Consider the following 22,815-nt stretch of genomic DNA (forward strand, 5'->3'; position numbering starts at 1 on the left):
GCGGACTAGGATTTCACGCTCACCACAGGTGAGGCACCACTCCGGATTACGCGCTCATTTTCAAATGAGGCACCTCGCAGGTTCACCCGAAGCCGGCCCGATGCGCCATAGATTCCGTTTATGGCGCGTTATTCGAGCCGGGGCGGCTGTATATCCCCCATACCGCCCATGATCCTCCCGCCGTCATTTCGCAAGGTTCTGTTAAACCAAGATTGACATGCCCCTTATTCTTGGCTCCCCTTGTCAGGGGAGCTGGCGGCGAAGCCGACTGAGGGGTAGTCCAGGGGAATTCATGTCAATCTTGGCTTAACAGAGCCTTTCGCAAACACCAATACGCGACACGCCGAAGACGTATCGCGTATTGACTTTCTTCGCTCTATCAGTAAAGTAGATAGAGCTGTCGAAAAGACAAGCCGACGCGGGGTGGAGCAGCTCGGTAGCTCGCTGGGCTCATAACCCAGAGGTCCATGGTTCAAATCCATGCCCCGCTACCAACAAAAGGTTGGAATCCAATCGGATTCCAACCTTTTTCGTTTCCGGCCGCCTCAGGCTTCGCTCGTAGAGTCCACCCGCCGACGGTCACGACGAAGCCGCTCTGCTATCCACGTATTCACCACGGCATTACGGCTAATCGCCAATTCACTCGCCTCTTTGTCCAGCTCGCTCACCATCCACGCCGGCATAGTGAAGGTAACGCGCTTCTCCAATGGCGGATGGTGTTCTACGACTGCGTGATCCATGTCAAAGTAGTCGAGGACATCTTCCCCATTGTCAAACATCTCATCCAGCTGCTCGCCGGTAATTACACTCTTGCCGGACTCATTCACTTTGCTCATAAAAGTCCTCCTCGTTCTTCCGTGAACGCCGAACTGAGATAATCCGGATTCTATTACTCAGAGAACGAGCGGCTATCGAAAAGGCCAGAAATCCACAAGGAATCCTCTGGCCTTTCATTCCGGCACATCAGAACCGTTTACAAGCTCCGTCGCTTAATCGCAGCAAGCATCATGATGCCCACCGAAAGCACCGAAACCCCAATCCCCGACAACAACAAAACACCAGATCCCGTCTTGCCAAGCTGCTTAGGAGTCGACACTGGTTCCTGAAGAGTCGGCTTAGGTGATTCTTGCTTATCTTTGGTTTCCACATCAGAATTAGGCTCCTCGCGAGTTTGATTCTCTTCAGGTTCCTCCGGCTCCTCCTCAGGCTCTTCTTCGATTTCCTCTTCTGACTCTTCCTCTGGTTCCGTTTCAATCACTAATACACGCTCTTGAGCGTCATCATACCGACTCGCAGCAGGCATAACACGACCGTCTCCATCGAACGACCAGACGAATACATACCAACCGTGCCTATCAGCTGTTATGTCAATGCTTTCCCCATCAACAGTCAATGGCCCATTGCCTACTTTATAAGTGCCATTAACCGCCGGAATATCCCATTGCCCAACTATCTTATGATTTTCATCTTCAACAGGCGTATCCGCTCCAGATGGTTCATATTCTTCATCATTAGAAGCATCACTTAAATCACCAGCCCACCACAGGCTTACATGAGCGTATGCTTCATCCGCAGCAAACTCGTACTGCTCATTCCCCGCAAAGGAGCCATGATCTTCCGGAAAACCCGAAACGGTTATTGTATCGACCAGTGAATCACCTATTTCCACCATGCGCTGAGAGACCTCAGATGAAACCGAGATTACGCTACGAGTCACATTCGTCTCTGCTGGGTCAAGAAAATCACTAACCCAATCTTTCTCTAGATACCCTCTAACATCATCAGTCTGATTCGCTCTCTCAAATGACCAGACCCAGGTGCCAAAGCCACTGTTTTGCTGAGCAAGATATGGTTCCTCACCGCCCATTTCCGTCATAGCTTGAGCCTTAACGGTCTGATTGGGTGCAGTAAAAGATGCTGTAGCATACGCCACCGCGGTATAGCCCCTGTCCGCAAGACGCCCCAGAAAATCAGCAGCACTTTCGTTATCCATTGGCGTTATCGCAGTATCTAATTTTTCGGCTTTGATTTCATCGAAATAATAGCCGTTAGCTAGCAGTTCTATATCCTCAGTCCATTCGCCGTCTGCGCTAGTATCGGCAATCGCGCTAGTCACTTCGTCAAAAACCGGTTCTCCAACATTCACCATTTTGGCAGTTACTTGCGTAGCAACTTCTGGATAAATACGTGGCCCCATTGCAAAAAGAACCGCTCCACTATTCCATACGTCAGTCTGAGAAAGAGAAGTATCGTCATCGCCAAAAGAGGTTCGAGGTAGGTAAGCCACAATCCCGAGCATCATTGTTAGGGCCAGGAGCATTGTTAGTGCGGCCATGCTCTTGCGCCGCCATTGTGTTGCCATCTCTCGGATCCTTTCCGTAAGGGCCGCGCGCTTCCTTACGTGCGGCTAGGTCGAGCATGGCAGTTTTGCACACACAATCCCAACACTTCCAACCGATGTGACCCCGGCTTCACGGCAACCGGAAAGTTGTGGATAACCGGTCTGCAAAGTTATCCACATCACACTGTTTATCGAACGTTTACACGAAAGTTATCCACAATGCACAAGAAATACCACGAAATGCACGTACCCCCTTAGAATGGGCAGTATGGCAGTACAACAAAGCGCAGAGCGCAATACAAGTAGTAACCCAGACTCCAAGGCCTCGAAGTCAAAGGCGACTTCTGCCGCCAAGAAGACCACGACCCGCCGCAAACGGGTTGACCCCGAAACCCGCCGCATGAACCAGGCCCTCAACGGACTGGTGGGCGAAGCCCCCGCTCCCGTCATCGATGCCAGCGAGCCCGGCCAGTTCGGCCGCATCAACGTTATGGACATCACTCCCGCCGAGGAACGCGGCATCTATCCGGCCCGCGTGGAGATCGGCGAACCCTTCAAGGTGACCGCCCAAGTCTTCATCGAAGGCCGTACCAAGGTTGGCGCCACCGCCGTCGTGCGCAACCCGCGCGGCAAGGAGACCCTGCGTCTGCCGATGACCTGCACGAACCCCGGCCTCGACCGTTGGGAAGTCACGCTCAAGTGCGGCGAGCACAGCGATCTCAAGCCGTGGGACGAAGGCTACGCTGCCGTCAAGCGCCAGCTGGGCATCTGGACCGTGACCGTCGAGGGTTGGGAGGACACGTACACTTCCTGGCTGCACGACGCCACCATCAAGGTGAAGGTCAAGGACGATGTGGAGAACGCGCTGGATTCCGGCGCCGAACTGCTCGCCCGCTGGGCCCTGACCAAGGACGCCGGCCTGTCCGCCAAGGACCGCAAGGTGATCGAGCAGGCCGCCGAGACCATGGCCAACAAGGAGCTCGCGCCCGAGGATCGTCTGGCCGCGGCCACCGACCCGGCCGTGAAGGCCCTGCATGAGACCCACCCGCTGCGCGACGGCCTCTCCCCCAGCCAGCCGCAGCGCTTCAAGGTGGAGCGTCCGAAGTCCAGCTTCGCCGCTTGGTACCAGTTCTTCCCGCGTTCCGAGGGCGCCACCGTGGATCCGGAGACCGGCAAGATCGTCCAAGGCAACCTGAAGACCTCCATCGCCGGCCTCGAACGCGCCAAGGCGGAAGGCTTCGACATCGTCTATCTGCCGCCGATCTTCCCCATCGGCGTGACCAACCGCAAGGGCCGCAACAATTCGCTTATCGCCGGCCCGAACGATCCGGGCTCCCCGTTCGGCATCGGCTCCGAACTCGGCGGCCATGACACCGTGGACCCGCTGCTGGGCACCATGGACGACTTCAAGGCCCTGTGCCAGCGCGCCCATGAGCTCGGTCTGGAAATCGCACTCGACTTCGCGTTGCAGTGCTCGCCCGACCACCCGTGGGTCAAGCAGCATCCGAACTGGTTCCGCCACAAGCCGGACGGCTCCATCGCCTTCGCCGAGAACCCGCCGAAGAAGTATCAGGACATCTACCCGATCGACTTCAATGCGGATATGCCCGGCATCGAGAAGGAAGTGGAGCGCATCCTGAACCTGTGGATCGAAGCGGGCGTGACCATCTTCCGCATCGATAACCCGCACACCAAGCCGGTCCGCTTCTGGCAGGACGTGATCGCCTCGGTGACCAAGAAGCACCCGGAGATCCTGTTCCTGGCCGAGGCGTTCACCCGCCCGGGCATGATGCGCGCGCTGAGCTACGTGGGCTTCACGCAGTCCCACTGCTACTTCCCGTGGCGCAACACCAAGGAGGAGCTGGCCGAGTACCTGCCGATCACCAACGGCGACGACGGCTACTACCAGCACAACACCTTCTGGCCCACCACGCCGGACATCCTCACCGCCTACGTGCGCGACAACGGCATCGCCGGCCACTGCGTGCGCGCGGTCCTGGCCGCCATGGGCAGCCCGAGCTGGGGCATCTACAACGGCTTCGAGCTCATCGAGAACAAGCAGCGCCCGGGCTTCGAGGAGCAGATCGACAACGAGAAGTACGAGGTCAAGGTTCGTGACTGGTCCAAGGCCGAGAAGTACGGCGTGGCCAAGATGCTCACCACGCTCAACAAGATCCGCCGCGAGCACCCGGCCGCGCTGAGCTACCACAACCTCACCGTGCTGCCCACCTCCGATCCGAACATCCTGGCGTTCGCCCGCCACACTCCGGCCGAGCTGACCGGCACGGGTCAGGCGGACACGCTCATCGTGGTGGTGAACCTGGACGGTCACAACGCGCATCAGTCCACCGTGCATATCGAGCTCGGCGAGCTGGGCCTGCCCACCGATCGCCCGCTCAACGTGCGCGATGAGCTGACCGGCCGCGAATTCCAGTGGGGCTGGGACAACTACGTCTCGCTCGCCCCGTGGGCTGACGTGGCGCACATCCTGTCCGTGCAGTGATCGCGCAGGGGCGTGCAGTGATCGACTGATCAATCCGTAGAAAAGCGGGAACCGGTACCGTCCGATTCCCGCTTTTCCCGTCTCGAGCCGCGACGCAGGGTGACTGCGCGCCGCCCGAGGTAGTAGTGTGTGTAACGAATAGTTTGCCGATTCCCTAAGGAGAAAACAATGGCAGAAACCTTCAACGTCGTGGTCGAGATCCCGCGTGGTTCCAAGAACAAGTACGAAGTCGACCAGGAGACCGGCCGCGTCTTCCTGGATCGCGAGCTGTTCACCGCCATGGGCTACCCGGATGACTACGGCTACATCGAGGGCACCCTGGGCGAGGACGGCGATCCGCTGGACGCCCTCGTGATGGTCAACAACTCCGTGTTCCCGGGCTGCGTCATCGAGTGCCGCGCCGTTGGTCTGTACCACATGGAGGACGAAGAGGGCGGCGACGACAAGGTGCTGTGCGTGCCGGCCGACGTCCGTTACGACGGCATCAAGGACGTCAAGGACGTCAACGAGTACCACCTCGCCGAGATCAAGCACTTCTTCGAGCAGTACAAGGCCCTGGAGCCCGGCAAGGAAGTCAAGCCCGGCGATTACTGGACCGGCGCTGACGTCGCCGAAAAGGAAATCGTCGAAGCGCGTGAGCGCCTCGCGAACAGCGCGAAGTGATTTCCGGCAGGACAGTCCGGTGGACTGTCCGCGGCGACGTGCGAAGACGCGACAGCGGCTGAGCCAACATTGAGTCAGCCGGAGGCTGTCCGTAATTACAGGACCGTCGCCGAAAAGGGAATCGTCGAAGCGCGCCAGCGTCTCGCCGATTCCCAGAAGTGATTTTTTGCTTCTTTCCTGGCTCCCCTCGCTGAGGGGAGCTGTCACCGCAGGTGACTGAGGGGAGCCTCCGTTCATACTGAGGAACTCCCCTCAGTCGGCTCTCGCCGACAGCTCCCCTCAGCGAGGGGAGCCATATTTGTTGGCCCTGTTGAATCAAGATTGGCATAAATCCGGTGGGGCCATCCCTCAGCCGGCAATGCCGCTGGCTCCCCTGACAAAGAGAGCCAGGAATAGGAACCATGTCAATCCTGGCTTAACGGAGCCATATTTGTTTGGTTCTTTCGTGTATAATGGCATCTTGTCTTTTCAACTAGGCGTAGGCGGCGTGTGGGAACGCTGGTCGAGGCCCATCGCGCGGATGCCCGGCGATGAACCTTCTTCATATTCATGATTTCGATCATCATTCAAACCTTGTTGATTTCTGTTTCCGTCGCTATGGATGCGTTTGCCGTTTCCATCGGAAAAGGACTGACCGTCACGCGGGTCCGCGTGCAGGATGCCATCAAAACCGCGCTCTGGTTCGGCGGATTCCAGGCGTTGTTCCCGATTCTTGGCTATTTCGCCGCCTCGACGTTCAGCTCGTACGTCACCGCGTTCGATCATTGGATCATCTTCGGCCTGCTGGTGTTCATCGGCGGCAACATGGTGCACGAGGCGTTCGAGGAGGACGAGGAGAACGCCAAGGAAACCGCCCAATTCGATTGGAAGCACATGCTCCCACTGGCTGTGGCATGCAGTATCGACGCCTTCGCCGTGGGCGTGAGCCTGGCGTTCATGAAGACCAACATCATCTTCGCCGTGACCACGATCGGCGTAATCACCGGACTGTTCTCCGCAGCCGGCCTGTACATCGGCCGCGTGTTCGGCTCCCGCTGGCAGAAGCCGGCGCAGATCGCGGGCGGCGTGGTGCTCATCCTCATCGGTCTCAAGGTGCTGCTGGAGCATCTCGGCATTCTGGCGCTGTAGTCACTGCTGTATCGTCACTGCTGTATCCCATATCGCTACCGAGCAGGTACCGGCCTTAAGAGCGCAGAGTCCGCATGCACTAGCCCGCAATCGTCCGCTTTCCTGCGCACGACGTAGGATATTATGAGACGTTTTCCTACCGAGAGGCTTCAACATGAGCGAAATCACCCAGCCGAATTGGAAAAACAAGGCTTTGGGCATGTTGCTGACCCAGTTCACGGCCTATGTGCTGCTCATCGCTGCCACGGCCATCCCCACCCGCAGCATGTTCCCGGCCATTCCGCTGATCATCGCGGCGCTGGTATTGGGCGAATTCGTGCTGTTCTGGCCGTTCCGCGGCTCCACGCTGGATCGCGCGGTCACCATCGCGTTCGGCGTGGTCTCGCTGATCTTCGTGGCGGTGCCGTTCCCGTCCGGCGATGTCCCGCCCGAGCAGATCGCCAAGAGCGGCGAAGCCTACCCGTGGTATTCCTGGGCGCTGGCCGCCGGCCTGCTACTGGTGGTGCTGGTGATCTTCTCCTTCGGCCGTCAGATGGCCCGCGAGAACCGTTCGCATCTCATCCGCGCGCTCTCCCATGCCGTAACCTCCGGCGTGGCCGCCATTGCGGTGGCCGGCTGGTGCTTCCTGCCGGCGCTGGGCTCCATGCTGCTCAAAGGCACCACCGCCGGTACCGTAACCGTCATCGTGCTGGTGGTTCTGGCGCTGGCCCTGGCCGTGGCGTCCACGCTGTGGGTGCGTGACGCCGACCCGGATCCCGCGATCCGTCACCCCTGGATCGGCACCGGGTTGCTGCCGGTGATGCTCATGGGCGTGACCATCGCCGCGGCGACGCTGATCCTGTCCCGACTGGGTGCCTGACATCGGCCCTGCCGCACTACGGGATCAGTCGAAGACCGTTCAAATACCTGACACCGTGCCCTGCCTGTGAGTTGCCTCGCAGACGGGGCACGTTCATATTCCGCATACGTAACATCCATGTGTCCCGCACACGCGCGTACAATAATGTCAACGTGACGGCAGCGGCGTGACAACGTTCGACTCACGGACCTTGCATCGATAAGAATCGCGGTCCTGCCGCGAAATCAAGTAAGAGGGGGAATTAGCGTGACGGATCTTACGTTGATGACATTCGCCAGCGATCCCGCCACCGTACTGCCGTCCCTCGCCCTGCTCTCCCATCGTGTGCGCGTGCTGCCTATGGATGCGGCAAGCCTGGTGAAGATGCCGGAGAACACCATTTTGTTCTTGGACGCCCGCGATGATCTGGCCACCGCCAAGACGCTGTGCCGCCTCATCCACGCCTCCGGCTTGTCCACGCCGATCGTGCTGGTGCTCACCGAAGGCGGCTTCACCGTAGTCAACTCCCAGTGGGGTATCGCGGATGTGGTGGTGACCACCGCCTCCCCTGCCGAGGTCGAAGGCCGTCTGCGTTTGGTTTCCGAGCGCGGCAATGCGCCTGCGACCAGTTCGCCGTCCGGTGCCTCCACCGAACCCGGCACCACTGTGGAGGACGGACAGATCCGTTCCGGCGATCTCATCGTGGATACCAACGGATACACCGCTTCCCTGCACGGCCGCCCCATCGACTTGGCGTACAAGGAATTCGAACTGCTCAAATACCTGGTCCAGCATCCCGGCCGCGTGTTCACGCGCGCCCAGCTGTTGCAGGAAGTGTGGGGCTACGACTACTACGGCGGCACCCGCACTGTGGACGTGCACATCCGTCGCCTGCGTGCCAAGCTCGGCGGCGAATACGAACACCTCATCGGCACCGTGCGCAACGTGGGCTACCGCTTCGATCCGCCGGAGAACGACCGTGGCGAGGCTGCGGCCAAGCAGGCCGCTCAGTCTGCGATTCGCGCTGATTCCGCCGATTCTGGGACCGACGACGGCGCTCCGGCACTCAACACCGCCGCCTGACCAGAAGCCGATTCGAGGCAAATCCCATGCGCGAAACCAAAACCGCGCGAATCGAGCGGATGCACCATGAATACGCCATCCTGTGCCAGGTGATCCCCGCTCCCGAATGCGCGCTGCATTTTTCCACACCATTGCAACTGCTCATCGCCACCGTACTGAGCGCCCAAACCACGGACAAGCGCGTGAACACCGTGACCCCGGAACTGTTCGCCACGTTCCCCACCGCCGCCGCACTGGCCGCCGCCAACCCCACCCAAGTGGAGGACATCATTCATCCGCTGGGATTCTATCGCTCCAAAACCCAGCATCTCATCGGCCTCGCCACCGCTCTGGACGAACGGTTCGGAGGCGAGGTGCCGCATACGATGGACGAGCTGACCAGTCTGCCGGGTGTGGGTCGCAAAACCGCGAACGTGGTGCTTGGTAATGCCTTCGGCATCCCCGGCTTCCCCGTGGACACGCATGTGATGCGCGTGACCGGCCGATTGCGCTGGCGTTCGGACTGGCGTATTGCGAAGTCCGATCCGGTCAAGGTCGAAAAGGAGATCACCGCCTGCTTCCCGCCCGAGGAATGGACGGATCTGTCCCATCGGCTCATCCTGTTCGGCCGGGCCACCTGCCATGCCCGCACGCCGGACTGCGAGCACTGCCCGCTCGCTGATTCCTGCCCCAGCTTCGAGCCTGCGAAAGCGTAGGGCCAGTTGAGCCCCATTCGGCGATGGTATAGCGCCAAATATTGGCCATATACCACCGTTGAAACTGCTCAGTGACGGCATAAAGCCAGTACTTGGCGTTCCGGCTCCGCTGAATCCGGTTTTCGTGACGGTATATATCCACGCACTGGCCTTCTGCCATCGCTGAGCCGCCCAGTGATGGCAAACCGCCAGTTACTGGCCAGGAAACATCACCAAAAGAACCATTAGTGAAGTCAGACGACCAACGAATGGCTCGCACCCGCCGCCCGCACCACCGCAATCGCTGCCCGCATCGCACTGCACCGCTAGACTGGGCTCCATGCGAAGCAGACGGGACAATGCGTGGGTTCAGTGGGGCGTCTTTCTGGGGGTGACCGCACTGCTCAGCGTGCTCGTCTGGGCCGGCTGGTCGGTCATCAATCATCGCCCGCTGATTCCCGGCTTCGGCGGCAGTAGCACCGAAGCCACCGACAACGTACGCATAGGGGTGACGGATATGCCGGAATCGTTGGATATCCGACCGTCCGCTGCAGCCGGAAACAACGGCGACGCCACTGATCCGACCGCAATTGACGCCGTCTCCCCCGCCGAACGACTACTCATCGGCAACGTGTACGAAACGCTCGTCACCGTAGATCAGCAGAACCGGCTCCAGCCGGGCCTCGCCACGAAGTGGACCGTCTCAGACGATGGCCTGACCTACGCCTTCACTATCGCCAAGAACGTCACGTTCTCCAACGGACATACGTTGGACGCGGCGGATGTGGTGTGGTCACTGCAGCAGGCGGTCAACGGCCAGGCCGCGAACCAGTCCACGAATCAGTCCGCAGGCAATTCCATCAGCAACGCCGATACGAACAGTCTCGGCAATCTCGCTTCGGTGACCAATCCGGATGCCTCGACCGTCGTCATCACCTTGTCCCAACCGAATCCCACGCTGCTGCGAACGTTGTCCGGCAAGCTCGGCGTCGTGTTCGATGCGGAAGCGGGCAGTACCGATTACGCTACAAAGGCCGCGGGCTCCGGACCGTTCACCGTGCGCGACTTCCAAGCCGCCCGGTCCCTCACCTTTGCGCGCAATGATACGTATCACGGCACCAAGGCGGCGAGCGCCACCGTGACCGTGACCAAGTACGACGATGATGCCGCACTGGCGAAAGCCCTGAAGAGCGGTGACATCGAACTGGCCCAGAATCTCGGCGCAAATGCGGCGGCGACGCTGCAGAGCGAAACCGCGAAGACGGACAAAAAGACTGGCATCACCGTAACCAAGGGCGCCACCACGAGCAAGGTGATGCTGGCATACAATCACGGCACCGATTCGCTGCTCTCGGATGAGCAGGCACGTAAGGCGTTCCGCTACCAGATCGACGCGGCCGGCATCGCAAGCTCGCAGCCGGATGGCAACGGGTCGTTGGGCGGACCGGTCAGCGCACTGGAACCGGGCTATGAGGACCTGACTGGACTGTTCCCCTATGACACGGCCCAAGCGCAGCAGATGTTCGGGTATTTCGGCGACCAGTACCTGACCACGGTGAATCTGGTGGTCACGGAGCGGTGGCGAACGTTGGCGGAAAACATCAAACAGCAGATCGAGCAGGGACCACGACCGAGCGTGAACCTTGAGGTGCTCTCCGACGCCGAGTATGCGGCGCGTATCCAGGCCGGCACGTGGGAGATGACGCTGATGAGCATGGACGGCACGGACGATGCGGGGCTGTTCGTGGATGAGAACGGACCGTTCCATTACGACCGCGCGGAGGCGCAGCAAGCGTATGCATCGGCACGGGCGGCCACGAACGATACGGACTATGCGGACCGTATGAAAGCGTATGCGCGACTGCTCAGCAAGGATGCGGCCGCCGACTGGCTGTACGCACGGGCTTGTTTCACGGCTGCGAGGAGCGGCGTAAGCGGATATCCGACCGCGCTGACAGATCAGCGACTGCCGCTGGCGAACGTGCGCATCGGCTGAAATTCCCGGGAGTGACGTCAACCTGTCTGAATCCCGCCGTTCCCGGCATCGGTCGTCCGGTCCGACGCACCGCTGACAAAACCACCGCCGGGCCGCTGGCGAAAGGGCCGGAACAGGCCGCCTTGTCATGCAACACGCATAGACTTTGGCCTTATGACTGAAGGCAATTCCATCATCAACGCCAGCCTCACCCCACTGCCCGACAAGGTCGGCGTGGACGGTCTTGAGGATAAGTGGCGCGCCGTTTGGGATGAGAACGGCACCTACAAATTCCAGAACACCCGTGACCGCAAGGCCGTGTACTCCATCGACACCCCGCCGCCCACCGTCTCCGGTTCGCTGCACGTGGGCCACGTGTTCTCCTACACGCACACCGATGTGATCGCGCGCTACAAGCGCATGCGCGGCTTCGACGTGTTCTACCCGATGGGCTGGGACGACAACGGCCTGCCCACCGAGCGCCGCGTGCAGAACTACTACGGCGTGCGTGTGGACGTCTCCCTGCCGTACGATCCGGACTTCAAGCCGCCGTACGAGGGCACCGACGGCAAGAAGATCGACGCCAAGGACCAGGTCCCGATCTCCCGCAAGAACTTCATCGAACTGTGCGAGAAGCTGACCGCCCAGGACGAGAAGCTGTTCGAGGCGCTGTGGCGCAAGCTGGGCCTGTCCATCGACTGGTCCCAGACCTACCACACCATCGGCGAGCACCCGCAGCGTGTGGCCCAGAAGGCCTTCCTGCGCAACCTCGCCCGCGGTGAGGCCTACCAGCAGGACGCCCCGGGTCTGTGGGACGTGACCTTCCAGACCGCCGTGGCCCAGGCCGAGCTTGAGAGCCGCGAGTACCCCGGCTTCTACCACAAGGTGGCCTTCCGCTTCGAGGATGGCACCCCGATCTACATCGAGACCACCCGTCCGGAGCTGCTGGCGGCCTGCACCTCGCTGATCGCCAACCCGGACGACGACCGTTACAAGAAGTACTTCGGCCAGGAGGTCTACTCCCCGCTGTTCAAGGTCAAGGTGCCGATTCTGGCCCACCCGGCCGCCGAAATGGACAAGGGCGCCGGCATCGCCATGTGCTGTACGTTCGGTGACGTGACCGATGTGCAGTGGTGGCGCGACCTCAAGCTGCCCACCCGCCCGATCATCCAGCGCAACGGCCGCATCGTGATGGACACCCCGGACTGGATCACCGATCCGGCCGGCCGCGAGATCTTCGCGGAGACCGCCGGCAAGACCACGTTCTCCGCCCGCAAGGTGATCGTGGACAAGCTGCGCGAGTCCGGCGATCTGGACGGCGAGCCGACGCCGACCAAGCGTATGACGAACTTCTACGAGAAGGGCGACAAGCCGCTCGAGATCGTCACCTCCCGCCAGTGGTACCTGAAGAACGGCGGCACGGACGCCAAGCTGAACGCCGAGCTCATCGAGCGTGGCAAGGAGCTCAACTTCCACCCCGACTTCATGCGCGTACGTTACGAGAACTGGGTCCATGGCCTCAACGGCGATTGGCTCATCTCCCGCCAGCGCTTCTTCGGTGTGCCGTTCCCGCTGTGGTACCCGGTCAAGGCCGATGGTGAGCCGGATTACGATCACCCGATCACCCCGAGCGAGGACATCCTGCCAATCGACCCGACCATCGACGTGCCGGCCGGCTACACCGAGGACCAGCGTGACGTGCCCGGCGGCTTCACGGCCGAGAAGGACATCATGGACACGTGGGCGACCTCCTCGCTCACCCCGCAGATCGTGACCCACTGGGCCGAACCGGACGAGGCCTCCAAGGCCCTGTTCGCCTCCACGTTCCCGATGGATCTGCGTCCGCAGGGTCAGGACATCATCCGTACCTGGCTGTTCTCCACCGTGGACCGTGCGCACCTCGAGAACAAGTGCCTGCCGTGGGCCCACGCCACGCTGTCCGGCTGGATCCTGGATCCGGACCACAAGAAGATGTCGAAGTCCAAGGGCAACGTGGTGGTGCCGAACGAGCCGATCGAGAAGTTCGGCGCGGACGCCGTGCGTTACTGGGCCGCCGCCGCCCGTCTGGGCCTGGACGCCACGTACGATGTGGGTCAGATGAAGATCGGCCGTCGACTGGCCATCAAGCTGCTGAACGCCACCAAGTTCGCGCTGGCCATCGGCCGTGAGGACGAGAACCATCACGTGGGCGAGTCCGCGGTTGCCGCCTGGAACCCGGCCGATGTGACCGAACCGCTGGATCGCGCCGCCATGGCAAAGCTGGCCCATGTGATCCGCCAGGCCACCGACGCGCTGGAGGCCTACGAGCACTCCAAGGCGCTGGAGGTCATCGAGTCCTACTTCTGGCAGTTCTGCGACGACTACATCGAGCTGGTCAAGAACCGCGCCTACGGCACCCCGGACGAGAAGGGCGTGGCCCCGTCCGAGAAGGCCGTCCGTTCCGCCCGCACCGCGCTGGGCCTGGGTCTGGACGCATTCGCCCGCCTGCTGGCCCCGTACCTGCCGTACGCCACCGAAGAGGTGTGGAGCTGGATGCACGCCGGTTCCGGTTCCGTGCACCGTGCTGCCTGGCCGACCCCGGAGCCGTATGCGGCTGCCGCCGCCGGTGTTTCTCCCGAGACGCTGGCTTGGGCCGGCAAGGCTGTGGAGCAGCTGCGTAAGATCAAGTCCGAGGCCAAGGTCTCCATGAAGACGCCGATCCTCTCCGTGGCGCTGACCGCCGCGCAGGACGGTGTGGACGCGATTCGCGCCGCGCTGACCGATATCGCGCAGGCCGGCCGCGTGGTGGGCAAGTTCGATCTCGTGGCCAAGCACGCCGAGGAGGAGTCCGCCGAGGACGCCGCCGAAGCCGCATCCGCCGAGGCCGAGGTCGCTGTCGAGTCCAGCGAGCTCGGTGAGCCTCCTGTGAAGAAGGCGAAGTGATCGCTCTCTGTGGAGCTTGATCGTCATATGGGAAAGCCCCGACCGCATGGCCGGGGCTTTCCCATATCCTCCAACGGACTGGCGTAATCACACGGTGGGAATCACGAGGAGGTAGCGGGGATCGCCGGTGCTGGATTGCGGCGCGGATGCGCCTAGTTGGGTGATGGCCTGAGCGATGAGGGTTCCGGCGTCGCCGAGTTCCACGGTTTCGCTAATGAGCGTGCTCATGTCATGCGTGAGCAGCGTGCCGCCCTTGTCAAAGCCGAACAGGACGGGCGCGGAGTCGGTGTCGTCCGCGGCGTCGCCGGACTGGCCCGACTTGCCGGACGCCGTCGAAGCACCGTCATCGGTTCCCGTAGAGCCGGATGCATTGGATTGTGACTGGCCGGATTGACCGGCCGCAGAAGCATCGCCACTGGCGGACGCACCGGAATTACCGGACGACTTGCCGCCGCCCAACGCGGAGGTGAGGCCGTTGGCGTAACTCATCACGTCACCGGCGGACATGGACATCGTATCGTCCACGAGCGAGGCGTTGGCGTCCCGTGATTGCTGCTGTTTGGCGGCTTCGGCCTGTTTCAGCGCAGCCTGTGCCTTGCGTTTGGCGTCGGCGACCTTGGTACGGCCGTAGAACGACCGCGACTGCGGGTCCACCAGTCCGGCGAGCGCGCGGGATTCATCAATCGCTTCGGCCTGACCTGCACCGGTATTCCCGCTCCCGCCATCCTTGGACGTTTTCGCCGAATCTGGGGCCGTAGTGGAACCCGTATTGCCGGAGGCATTGTCGCCGCTGCCATTCTGCGCGGCATCCGCGCTGTCCCCGCCCTCGAACTGGTCGGAGAAACGTAGCACAATCTGCTTCAGCGCTTGGGACTTACCGGTGTGTTCGCAGGCGGCGGCGAGCGTGCCCATGGCGGCGTCTACCTTGGATTGCGCGTCCTTCAGATCGGCGCTGCCATTCGTTTCGGCGATGGCCTGCTGCGCGTAGGCGGAGGCCCCGGAGGACGTGCCGCCGGTCAGCGCGGACAGGTTGGCGGTGTAGACGTCCGTGTATTTCATCGAATACGGGATCATCGCGGCGGAAAGCTGGCTCTGCCCCTCGGAGTACTGCTTGGAGCCCTTGGTGGCCTCTTCGGCGGCCTCGGCGGTCAGGTCATCGATGAGACCGGTGGTACCCTGCTGCTGGATGCGACGGATCACCTCGTCCAAAGCGTCCACAGCGCCTGCGTGCATGTGCGCGGCGCTCACGTTGTTCACCGCATTGGCCAAGTCGATCACGGCTTGAGCGAGAGGCGTATCGCCGGACAGTTCGCCGGCGGTGCCCATGAGCGCGGGCAGCTGCGTGGAGGTGCCGATGGAACCGGACAGATGATTGGTGTATGAGCCCACGTACGCGGCCATGTAGCCTTCGAACGTTTGCTTGTGGGCGGCCTTGCGCTCGGCCACTACGGACTGGTCCAGCTTGCGTTCGTTGTCCCGCAAGGCCTTGAGCTGGTCCACGAGCTGCTGGTGTTCACCCGAACCGGCATCGGTCAGGGAGTCGACCAGCGTGGCTGCGGTGGCGGCGAGCTGGGCGGCATCGGAACCGGATGCTGACGTGCCATTGCCTGATTCACCGTTCGAAACGGGCAACGAGGCGAGCGCCACAGCGCTCATTGTGAAGTCCTTGGCGTTCATGTAACAACTGAAGCTCAGACCGGAACCGGATTTGCCGGCCGCCGCGACGACGGTGTCCGAACCTTGTGTGGCGAGTGAAACGCCTTTGTCCGCGGATATGTCGCCGGCGACCTGCGTGGGCACGGTGAACGCCACGACAGGAATGCTCTTGTCAGCCTCGTCAGTGGCGGGCTGGACATCGATGTATATGCCGACGAGACCGGACGCACCGCTCACGGTTGCGGCGTCCACGTTCGGACCATCGAGCGAATAGGCGACCGTGATCTTCCACGGGGAAGCCGGCGCGGTATCGGAGTCGGCAGGAATGCGCGTGACGGCGGAATCGGAGGCGGTATTTGTGCCGGAGACGGCAGTCCCGTTTGCCGCGCCCGTCACATACCAGCGTGCCGGCTCGCCTTCGTCATCCAGTACGGCGTATCGGTCGGCGGACGCGGCAAGCACCGGACCATAATCCACATCGGCCGGGCGGCTGAGCCATGCGCCACCGGTAGCGGCCGTCACGCACAGGGCGCAACTGACCAAAGCGGCGGCGAGCTTCATACCATCAATCCCATCGATACGGCCGGTCAGTGCGAGTCGGGCGACGCAATCGCGCGCGACTAACGAACCGGGGCGGATAACCAACTCCGTATCAATGTAGTCGAGGCACGCCCCAGCAAAAATTAGGCGAACACGTCCAGAACGCCCGGATCACCACCGGCGTCGGCGATGCGCTGGTGACGCTTCTTGGCTTCAGTCACCACGAATTCACGGTATTTCTCCGCGATTTCCGGATCAAGACCGGCATCGACAGCGATGCGGTGGAGACGCTCGATCTGGTAGTCCTCACGCTTGGTGTCTTCCGGGGCGAATCCGGCGTTGGCCTTCAGCACGCCCACCTGGGACGTGGTCTTGAACCGCTCGGCGAGCAGCGAAATAACCGCGGAATCGATATTGTCGATGGATTGACGAAGCGCTTTGATCTGCGCCACCGCCTGGGCGGTCTCAGGGTGGGCCGCCGCTTGGGCGGAATCAATGGTCGTCCTCTGCCAGTCACTGCTCGTTTCGCTCATAGATTCGAGGATACTCCAGTCTCGGGAAGCCGTCGATGCTTCATCGCGCATTAAAAAGTTCCCCTCACCAGTGGCGAGGGGAACCGAAGCGATGGACTCAGTTGCCGTTCACGGCGTTGCCGTTATTGGCCTGCTGCACGATGGCGGCCAGGAAGTCGCGGTTGGTGGCGGTCTTCTTGAGGCGCGGCACCAGCGTCTGGTAGGCCTGCTCAGGCTCCATACCGCCGAGCAGTCGACGCAGACGGTAGATAATCGGCAGTTCCTTCGGCTCGGTAATCAGCTCCTCGCGGCGGGTGCCGGAGGCGTTGATGTCGATGGCCGGGAAGAGTCGCTTGTCCGCCAGCTCGCGGCTCAGGCGCAGCTCCATGTTGCCGGTGCCCTTGAACTCCTCGAAGATCACCTCGTCCATCTTGGAACCGGTCTCCACCAGCGCGGAGGAGATGATGGTCAGCGAGCCGCCGTTCTCGATGTTGCGGGCGGCGCCGAAGAACTTCTTCGGCGGGTACAGCGCCTGGGCGTCCACACCGCCGGACAGGATGCGGCCGGAGGCCGGGGCGGCGATGTTGTACGCGCGGGCCAGACGGGTCATGGAGTCGAGCAGCACCACCACGTCCTGACCGAGCTCCACCAGACGCTTGGCGCGCTCGATGGCAAGCTCTGCGACGGTGGTGTGGTCGGAGGCCGGACGGTCGAAGGTCGAGGAGATGACCTCGCCCTGCACGGTGCGCTCCATATCCGTGACCTCTTCCGGACGCTCGTCCACCAGCACCACCATGAGGTGCACCTCAGGGTTGTTGGTGGCGATGGCGTTGGCGATGTTCTGCAGCGTGATGGTCTTGCCGGCCTTCGGCGGGGAGACAATCAGGCCACGCTGGCCCTTGCCGATCGGGGCCACGATATCCATGATGCGGCCGGTGATCTTGTTCGGCGTCGTCTCCTGCTTCAGGCGCTCCTGCGGGTACAGCGGGGTGAGCTTGGAGAACTGCGGACGGTTCAGGGCCTCTTCGACGCTCTGGCCGTTGATGGAGTCGATGGACTGCAGCGGCACGAACTTCTGGCGCTGGTTGCGGCGGTCGCCCTCGCGCGGGGCGCGGATGGAGCCGTGCACGGCGTCGCCCTTACGCAGGCCGTACTTCTTGACCTGGCCCATGGAGACGTACACGTCGTTCGGGCCGGGCAGGTAGCCGGAGGTACGCACGAAGGCGTAGGAGTCCAGCACGTCCACGATGCCGGCCACCGGTACCAGATCCTCCTGCGGCTCCTCGCGGCGATCCGCACGATCGTTGCGATCAGGGCGATCGTTACGGTCGTTGCCGCGGTCGGTGCGATCGTCATAACGGCGATCATCCTCGCCGGCGCCCATGTTGTCGCGGTCGCGGCCACGCAGGCGACGACCACGGCGGTCGGTGCGATCATTGTGCTCGGCATGATCGTTACGGTCATTGCCACGGTCGCGATTGCGGCTGCGACGCACGAAATCACGGTCCTCGCCCTGCTCCGCGTCCTCAGACTGCTCCTGCTTCTGCGTGGGCAGGGTGGCCAGGATGTCGTCGAGGTCGCGCACGTTCTCCTCGTCGCCTTCCTGACGGCGACGGCGACGCGGCTGCTCGTCCTCATCGTCGCGCACGCGGCGGATCAGCGGCTCGGTGTTCTCGTCGCGACGGTTGCGGCGACGGCGGCCCTCGGTATCGCCGCCGAGGTCGAGGGTGGCAAGCAGGTCGTCGCCATCGTGCTGACGGGTCTTGCGGCGGCCGGAATCAGCCTGATTGTCGTTCTTATTGCGGCGGTAGGAACGGGTGTCGTCCGCGTGATCCTTGGCGTCCTTGTTGTCCAGCGCGCGACGGGAGCGGCGCGGTTCGGATGCGGCCGCGTCCAGGGACGGCAGGTCAAGCTGGGCCACGACATCGGAAACGGACTTCTCGCCCTTACCGGACTTGGCCGGCTTTTCGATGGTTTCTGCCGGGGCTGGCTGCGGCTGGTCCTGTGCGGCTACGGCGGGGACGGCGGGCTGGTCGGCGGCCGGAGCGGACTGCACAGCCGGGGCCTGATCGGCGGCGGGCTTGGTCTCCGCGGCTTCCTTGGCGGCCAGAGCGGCGGTCTTGGGCGCACGCACCGTGACGCCGGCCGGCGGTTCACCGCCGTTACGCGCGGCCTGCAGGGTGGCGAGAAGTTCGGGCTTGCGCATGGTCGACGTTCCGCGCAGACCCATCTGCTTGGCGAGCTCCTTGAGCTCAGGCAGCTTCATGTCCTCAAGATTCTGGCTGTTTGCCACTAGTGTGCCCTTTCCATACCGAACAGGCTTGCGCCTCTGACGGCGTTAAGAGTGATTTGCGGTTGCACCGCACATAGAGGTTCGCGGCGTCTCTGATACCTAGCGAACTTCGATTACTTTACAACGGCTCGCCGACCAACGCAAAACAGCATCATATATAGCAAAAGCTCCCCTCGATTGAGGGGAGCCAGGAGGTAAAGACGATTAAGGGGAGCCCGGCCGCGATTTCAGCGGGCTCCCCTCAGTCTCACTTCGTTCGACAGCTCCCCTCAGAGAGGGGAGCCAGAACAGAGGAATTTCTACTTTTCTAAGAAAAGTTGTTGGCGCGTGCGGTAGCAAGGCGCACCGAGGGAAGGCGTACGAAGGTACGTCGACCGAGGAGCAACGCAGCTAACGCTCCGCCAACTACTTTTCTTCGTGGTAGGACTTTTCGGTGTTGACAGACCACACATTCTTCTTGGAGGTCTTGCCGGTCTTGATGTTGTCGACGGCCTCGATGGCGGTGGCCATGGAGTGGTCCATGTTGTTGTAGTGGTGCTGACCGTTGCGGCCCACGCAGTAGAGGTTGCCGAAGGAGTCGAGGTATTCGACGAGCTCGTCCATCTGGGCGTAGGTGTCGAAGTAGGCCGGGTAGGCCTTCTTGACCTTCTCGCGGTGGGTGTCGAGCACGTCGTCCGGGCTGGAGATGACCTTCATGCGCACCATCTCGTGGATGGCGAACTTGACGCAGTCTTCCTCGCTCATGTTCCAGAAGGCGTCGCCTTCGTTGCAGAAGTACTCGAGACCGATCCAGACGGTGTTGTCCACGTCCTTGACCAGGTACGGGCTCCAGTTGTTGAACACCTGGATGCGGCCCACGGTGTAGCCCGGGTCCTGCACGTAGATCCAGCAGTCCGGCACGATCGGCGGGTTGCCGAGGGTGGGGATGTTGGTGGTGTTCTTCAGGCGCATGCGCTTGACCAGGAGACCCACGGTCACGAAGTCGCGGTACGGCAGGCCGTTGGCGATGGTGGTCATATCCGCGGGGGCGACCTTGGATTCGGGGGCCTCGGCGTCCTCACCGGCGGCGTCGATGGCGTTGACCAAGTCCTTGATGGGCATGGAGGAGATGAACTGGTCGGCGGCCAGCTCGGTGCGGTTGCCCTCGGAGTCCTCGTAGACCACGGAGGAGATGGAACCGTTGGACTGGCGCACCTCGACCACCTTGGCGTCGGTGATCACCTTGGCACCGTTGGCGGCGCAGCGCTTCTCGACGGTCTCCCACAGCTGGCCCGGGCCGTACTTCGGGTACCAGAACTCCTCGATGAGGGAGGTCTCCACCTCGGCGTTGGAACGCTTCTTGGGCAGCAGCTTCTGGAAGGCGTTCTTCAGCACGCCCATCACGCTCAGACCCTTGACGCGCTGCGCGCCCCAATCGGCGGAAATCTGGGAGGGATGGCGACCCCACAGCTTCTCCGTGTAGCCCTCGAAGAACATGGAGTAAAGCTTGCGGCCGAAGCGGTTGATGTAGAAGTTCTCGAGATTGTCCTCAGGCAGCTTGTGGAACATGGACTTCAGGTAGCTGAAGCCGGCCTGCATGGTCATCACGAAGCCCATGGCCTTGAAGGTGGCGGGCTTCAGGGAGATCGGATAGTCGAAGAAGCGACCGCCGTAGAAGATGCGGGAGACGCGGTGACGCTTGAGCATCACCTCATCGGTGACCTCGGGATCCGGGCCGCCGGGCTCAAGGTCGTGGTGACGGCCGAGCTTCTTGTCGTCATAGCTGGGGGCGCCCTGCAGCGGCAGGACATCCTTCCACCAGTCCATGATGCGGGTGTCCTTAGAGAAGAAGCGGTGGCCGCCGATGTCCATGCGGTTGCCGTTGTGCTTGACGGTGCGGGAGATGCCGCCGAATTCGCGGGTCTCCTCAAGCACGGTCACGTCGTAGTTCTCAGCGCCGCCGTCCTTGACGAACTCCCAGGCAGCGGTCAGACCGGCGGGACCACCGCCGATAATCACCACGGATTGCTTTTCGCTCACTTGAAATCTCCTTCTAACCAAATCAGCGATAGCTTATCCCAAGCCCCGGAAGCGCACGCCGACCTTGTGCATTTCCTCAACGAATATTCATAGTCACGACAACAAAATTGGCCTTCCCGGCAGGGGAAGGCCAATCGATGGACGAATCCGACGTTAATGGATGTCGTCCGGGATGTCGATATCGGTTTTCTGCACCTCTTCGACGTTGACGTCCTTGAACGTCACGATGCGAACGGACTTGACGAAACGGCTGGAACGGTACACGTCCCACACCCACGCATCGGTGAGCTGCACGTCGAAGTACACGTCCTGACCAGCGGAGCGGACGTTGAAGTCCACCTTGTTCGCCAGATAGAAACGGCGTTCGGTCTCCACCACGTAGGTGAAGAGCTTGATGACGTCTCGGTATTCCTTATACAGTGCGAGTTCGGCGTCGGTTTCGTAGTTGTCGAGATCCTCGGCGCTCATGCTTGATTACTCACTTTCCGTGTCACGCTTACGGCCTCGGCCCAGTGTACGCCACCATGCTTCCTTCGAGGTCTTGCGTTCGTTCTGGCCGTACGGCCAGTTGCTTTCTTCGTCGGCGATCCGGTTCGCGCCGGAATCGTGCCGACGCTCTTCCCCGGTCTCCTGCTGCTGCGGTGCCGCGGCCGCCGACTTCGGGGCCGGACGGCTGCCGGCGTCGCTCTCCTGCGCATCGGCCGGGCTTGCGATGTTCTGCTGGATGGCGATGGAGTGCTCGCGAGCGGACAGGGCCTCTTTGACGCCCGGATTGTCCTCGATGAGGTGCATGCCGAAGGCATCGAGCGAACGGATCGGATCGTACTCGTCCACCAGCGTATCCATGACGATGAGATCCTGGTACTTGTTGTTCTCCGCATCCCACAGGGCGTCGCGCGAAGTGCCGGACGGCACGAAGCCGAGCGACTGGTAGACGGAAATCGAGCGGCTGTTCTTCTCCGGCACGCCCACCCAGATGCGGTGCATGCCCAAGCCCGCCGGTTCGGGGGCGAAGCCGTACGTCATCACACGCGGCATGGCGTCACGCGAGTAGCCGCGGCCGCGATAGTCACGTCCGAGCACAATCTGGATGCGTGCGGAACGGGACCAGCCATCGATGTCGATGAGGAAGATCATGCCGATGACGTTGCCGGTCGAAGCGGCGTCCACCTTACCGTCGTCGTCATGGTCGGCGTCCGTCAGCACAGCCCATGCGATGGTGCGACGAGATTCGGGATCGCCCACGCCGGACTCTGCGGGAGCCTGACCGGCCTCCCAGGCTTGGGAGCGGCGGACCCAGGTGTGCACCACGGCGCGTTCGGTGGCCGCATCCTTGCCGGTGATCTTGGAAGCACCATAGAAGGCATCCAGCTCATCCAAACGAGACAGATCCTCCACGGTGGCCGGGCGCAGGTGCACCATTTCGCCACGAATCGGAGGAATGACGATGCGTTCGGGCAAATCACGCTTCAGCCGCGCATCAGTAGCCATGCTCAACACCTCGTTGGTCCCTGCCATCGGTACTCGTCCCCTGTTTCGACTCATATTGCAGTGCCGAACCTATCTTACTCGACTGGATGAACCCTGAAAATAGGCTGAAGTGGGATGTTCGCCACATGTTTACGCCGGTGGCGCATAGTGAGACGCATATGAAAAAGGCTCCCCTCG

General features: G+C 61.8%; 16 protein-coding genes and 1 tRNA gene. 9 read left to right on the forward strand and 8 right to left on the reverse strand.

Annotated elements, in window-relative coordinates:
* Positions 1-417: 417 nt before the first annotated feature.
* Positions 418-494: transfer RNA gene (locus DF196_RS10775), tRNA-Met, on the forward strand.
* Between the two features lie 51 nt (positions 495-545).
* On the opposite strand, the gene brnA is transcribed toward DF196_RS10775, so the two are convergent.
* Both brnA and DF196_RS10785 read right to left on the reverse strand, forming a co-directional pair.
* Positions 546-836: a type II toxin-antitoxin system BrnA family antitoxin gene (gene brnA / locus DF196_RS10780; RefSeq protein WP_109057821.1), complete on the reverse strand. Its 291-nt coding sequence runs from the start codon at positions 834-836 to the stop codon at positions 546-548.
* Between the two features lie 137 nt (positions 837-973).
* On the reverse strand, positions 974-2,362 hold the full coding sequence (locus DF196_RS10785) for a hypothetical protein (protein ID WP_109057822.1): 1,389 nt from the start codon (positions 2,360-2,362) through the stop codon (positions 974-976).
* Between the two features lie 238 nt (positions 2,363-2,600).
* On the opposite strand from DF196_RS10785, the gene DF196_RS10790 reads away from it, so the two are divergent.
* The 8 genes from DF196_RS10790 (at position 2,601) to valS (ending at position 14,127) form a co-directional block, all read left to right on the forward strand.
* Positions 2,601-4,844, forward strand: a complete 2,244-nt coding sequence (locus DF196_RS10790; RefSeq protein WP_193852576.1) for an alpha-1,4-glucan--maltose-1-phosphate maltosyltransferase — start codon at positions 2,601-2,603, stop codon at positions 4,842-4,844.
* Between the two features lie 168 nt (positions 4,845-5,012).
* Positions 5,013-5,507 carry an inorganic diphosphatase gene (locus DF196_RS10795; RefSeq protein WP_109057823.1) on the forward strand — a complete coding sequence of 165 codons (495 nt, stop codon included), beginning with the start codon at positions 5,013-5,015 and terminating at the stop codon, positions 5,505-5,507.
* Positions 5,508-6,056: 549 nt separating this feature from the next.
* The gene (locus DF196_RS10800; protein WP_109057824.1) at positions 6,057-6,635 is read left to right on the forward strand and encodes a manganese efflux pump MntP; all 579 of its coding nucleotides are present in this window, start codon (positions 6,057-6,059) and stop codon (positions 6,633-6,635) included.
* A 154-nt stretch (positions 6,636-6,789) separates the two neighbouring features.
* Positions 6,790-7,494 carry a hypothetical protein gene (locus DF196_RS10805; RefSeq protein WP_109057825.1) on the forward strand — a complete coding sequence of 235 codons (705 nt, stop codon included), beginning with the start codon at positions 6,790-6,792 and terminating at the stop codon, positions 7,492-7,494.
* A gap of 264 nt (positions 7,495-7,758) precedes the next feature.
* A complete protein-coding gene (locus tag DF196_RS10810) occupies positions 7,759-8,556 on the forward strand; it encodes a winged helix-turn-helix transcriptional regulator (protein WP_170115055.1) in 798 nt (265 codons plus the stop codon).
* A gap of 26 nt (positions 8,557-8,582) precedes the next feature.
* Positions 8,583-9,251 (forward strand): endonuclease III, encoded by a 669-nt coding sequence (nth, locus tag DF196_RS10815; protein ID WP_109057827.1) that lies wholly within the window; start codon positions 8,583-8,585, stop codon positions 9,249-9,251.
* Between the two features lie 319 nt (positions 9,252-9,570).
* Complete coding sequence (locus DF196_RS10820; protein ID WP_109057828.1) at positions 9,571-11,226, forward strand: ABC transporter substrate-binding protein; 1,656 nt, start codon at positions 9,571-9,573, stop codon at positions 11,224-11,226.
* Between the two features lie 153 nt (positions 11,227-11,379).
* Positions 11,380-14,127 carry a valine--tRNA ligase gene (valS, locus tag DF196_RS10825; protein ID WP_109057829.1) on the forward strand — a complete coding sequence of 916 codons (2,748 nt, stop codon included), beginning with the start codon at positions 11,380-11,382 and terminating at the stop codon, positions 14,125-14,127.
* A gap of 87 nt (positions 14,128-14,214) precedes the next feature.
* On the opposite strand, the gene DF196_RS10830 is transcribed toward valS, so the two are convergent.
* The 6 genes from DF196_RS10830 to DF196_RS10855 form a co-directional block, all read right to left on the reverse strand.
* A complete protein-coding gene (locus DF196_RS10830; protein ID WP_109057830.1) occupies positions 14,215-16,344 on the reverse strand; it encodes a hypothetical protein in 2,130 nt (709 codons plus the stop codon).
* A gap of 122 nt (positions 16,345-16,466) precedes the next feature.
* Positions 16,467-16,856 (reverse strand): chorismate mutase, encoded by a 390-nt coding sequence (locus tag DF196_RS10835; protein WP_109057831.1) that lies wholly within the window; start codon positions 16,854-16,856, stop codon positions 16,467-16,469.
* Between the two features lie 97 nt (positions 16,857-16,953).
* Entirely contained in the window at positions 16,954-19,128 is a 2,175-nt protein-coding gene (gene rho / locus DF196_RS10840; RefSeq protein ID WP_109057832.1) for a transcription termination factor Rho, read from the reverse strand.
* Between the two features lie 405 nt (positions 19,129-19,533).
* Positions 19,534-21,147: an NAD(P)/FAD-dependent oxidoreductase gene (locus tag DF196_RS10845; protein ID WP_109057833.1), complete on the reverse strand. Its 1,614-nt coding sequence runs from the start codon at positions 21,145-21,147 to the stop codon at positions 19,534-19,536.
* Positions 21,148-21,300: 153 nt separating this feature from the next.
* Positions 21,301-21,615 (reverse strand): DUF2469 domain-containing protein, encoded by a 315-nt coding sequence (locus DF196_RS10850; RefSeq protein WP_033890645.1) that lies wholly within the window; start codon positions 21,613-21,615, stop codon positions 21,301-21,303.
* 6 nt (positions 21,616-21,621) lie between these two features.
* The gene (locus tag DF196_RS10855; protein WP_170115051.1) at positions 21,622-22,665 is read right to left on the reverse strand and encodes a GNAT family N-acetyltransferase; all 1,044 of its coding nucleotides are present in this window, start codon (positions 22,663-22,665) and stop codon (positions 21,622-21,624) included.
* Between the last annotated feature and the right edge of the window lie 150 nt (positions 22,666-22,815).

The sequence above is a fragment of the Bifidobacterium callitrichidarum genome, from assembly GCF_003129905.1.
Taxonomy (GTDB): domain Bacteria; phylum Actinomycetota; class Actinomycetes; order Actinomycetales; family Bifidobacteriaceae; genus Bifidobacterium; species Bifidobacterium callitrichidarum.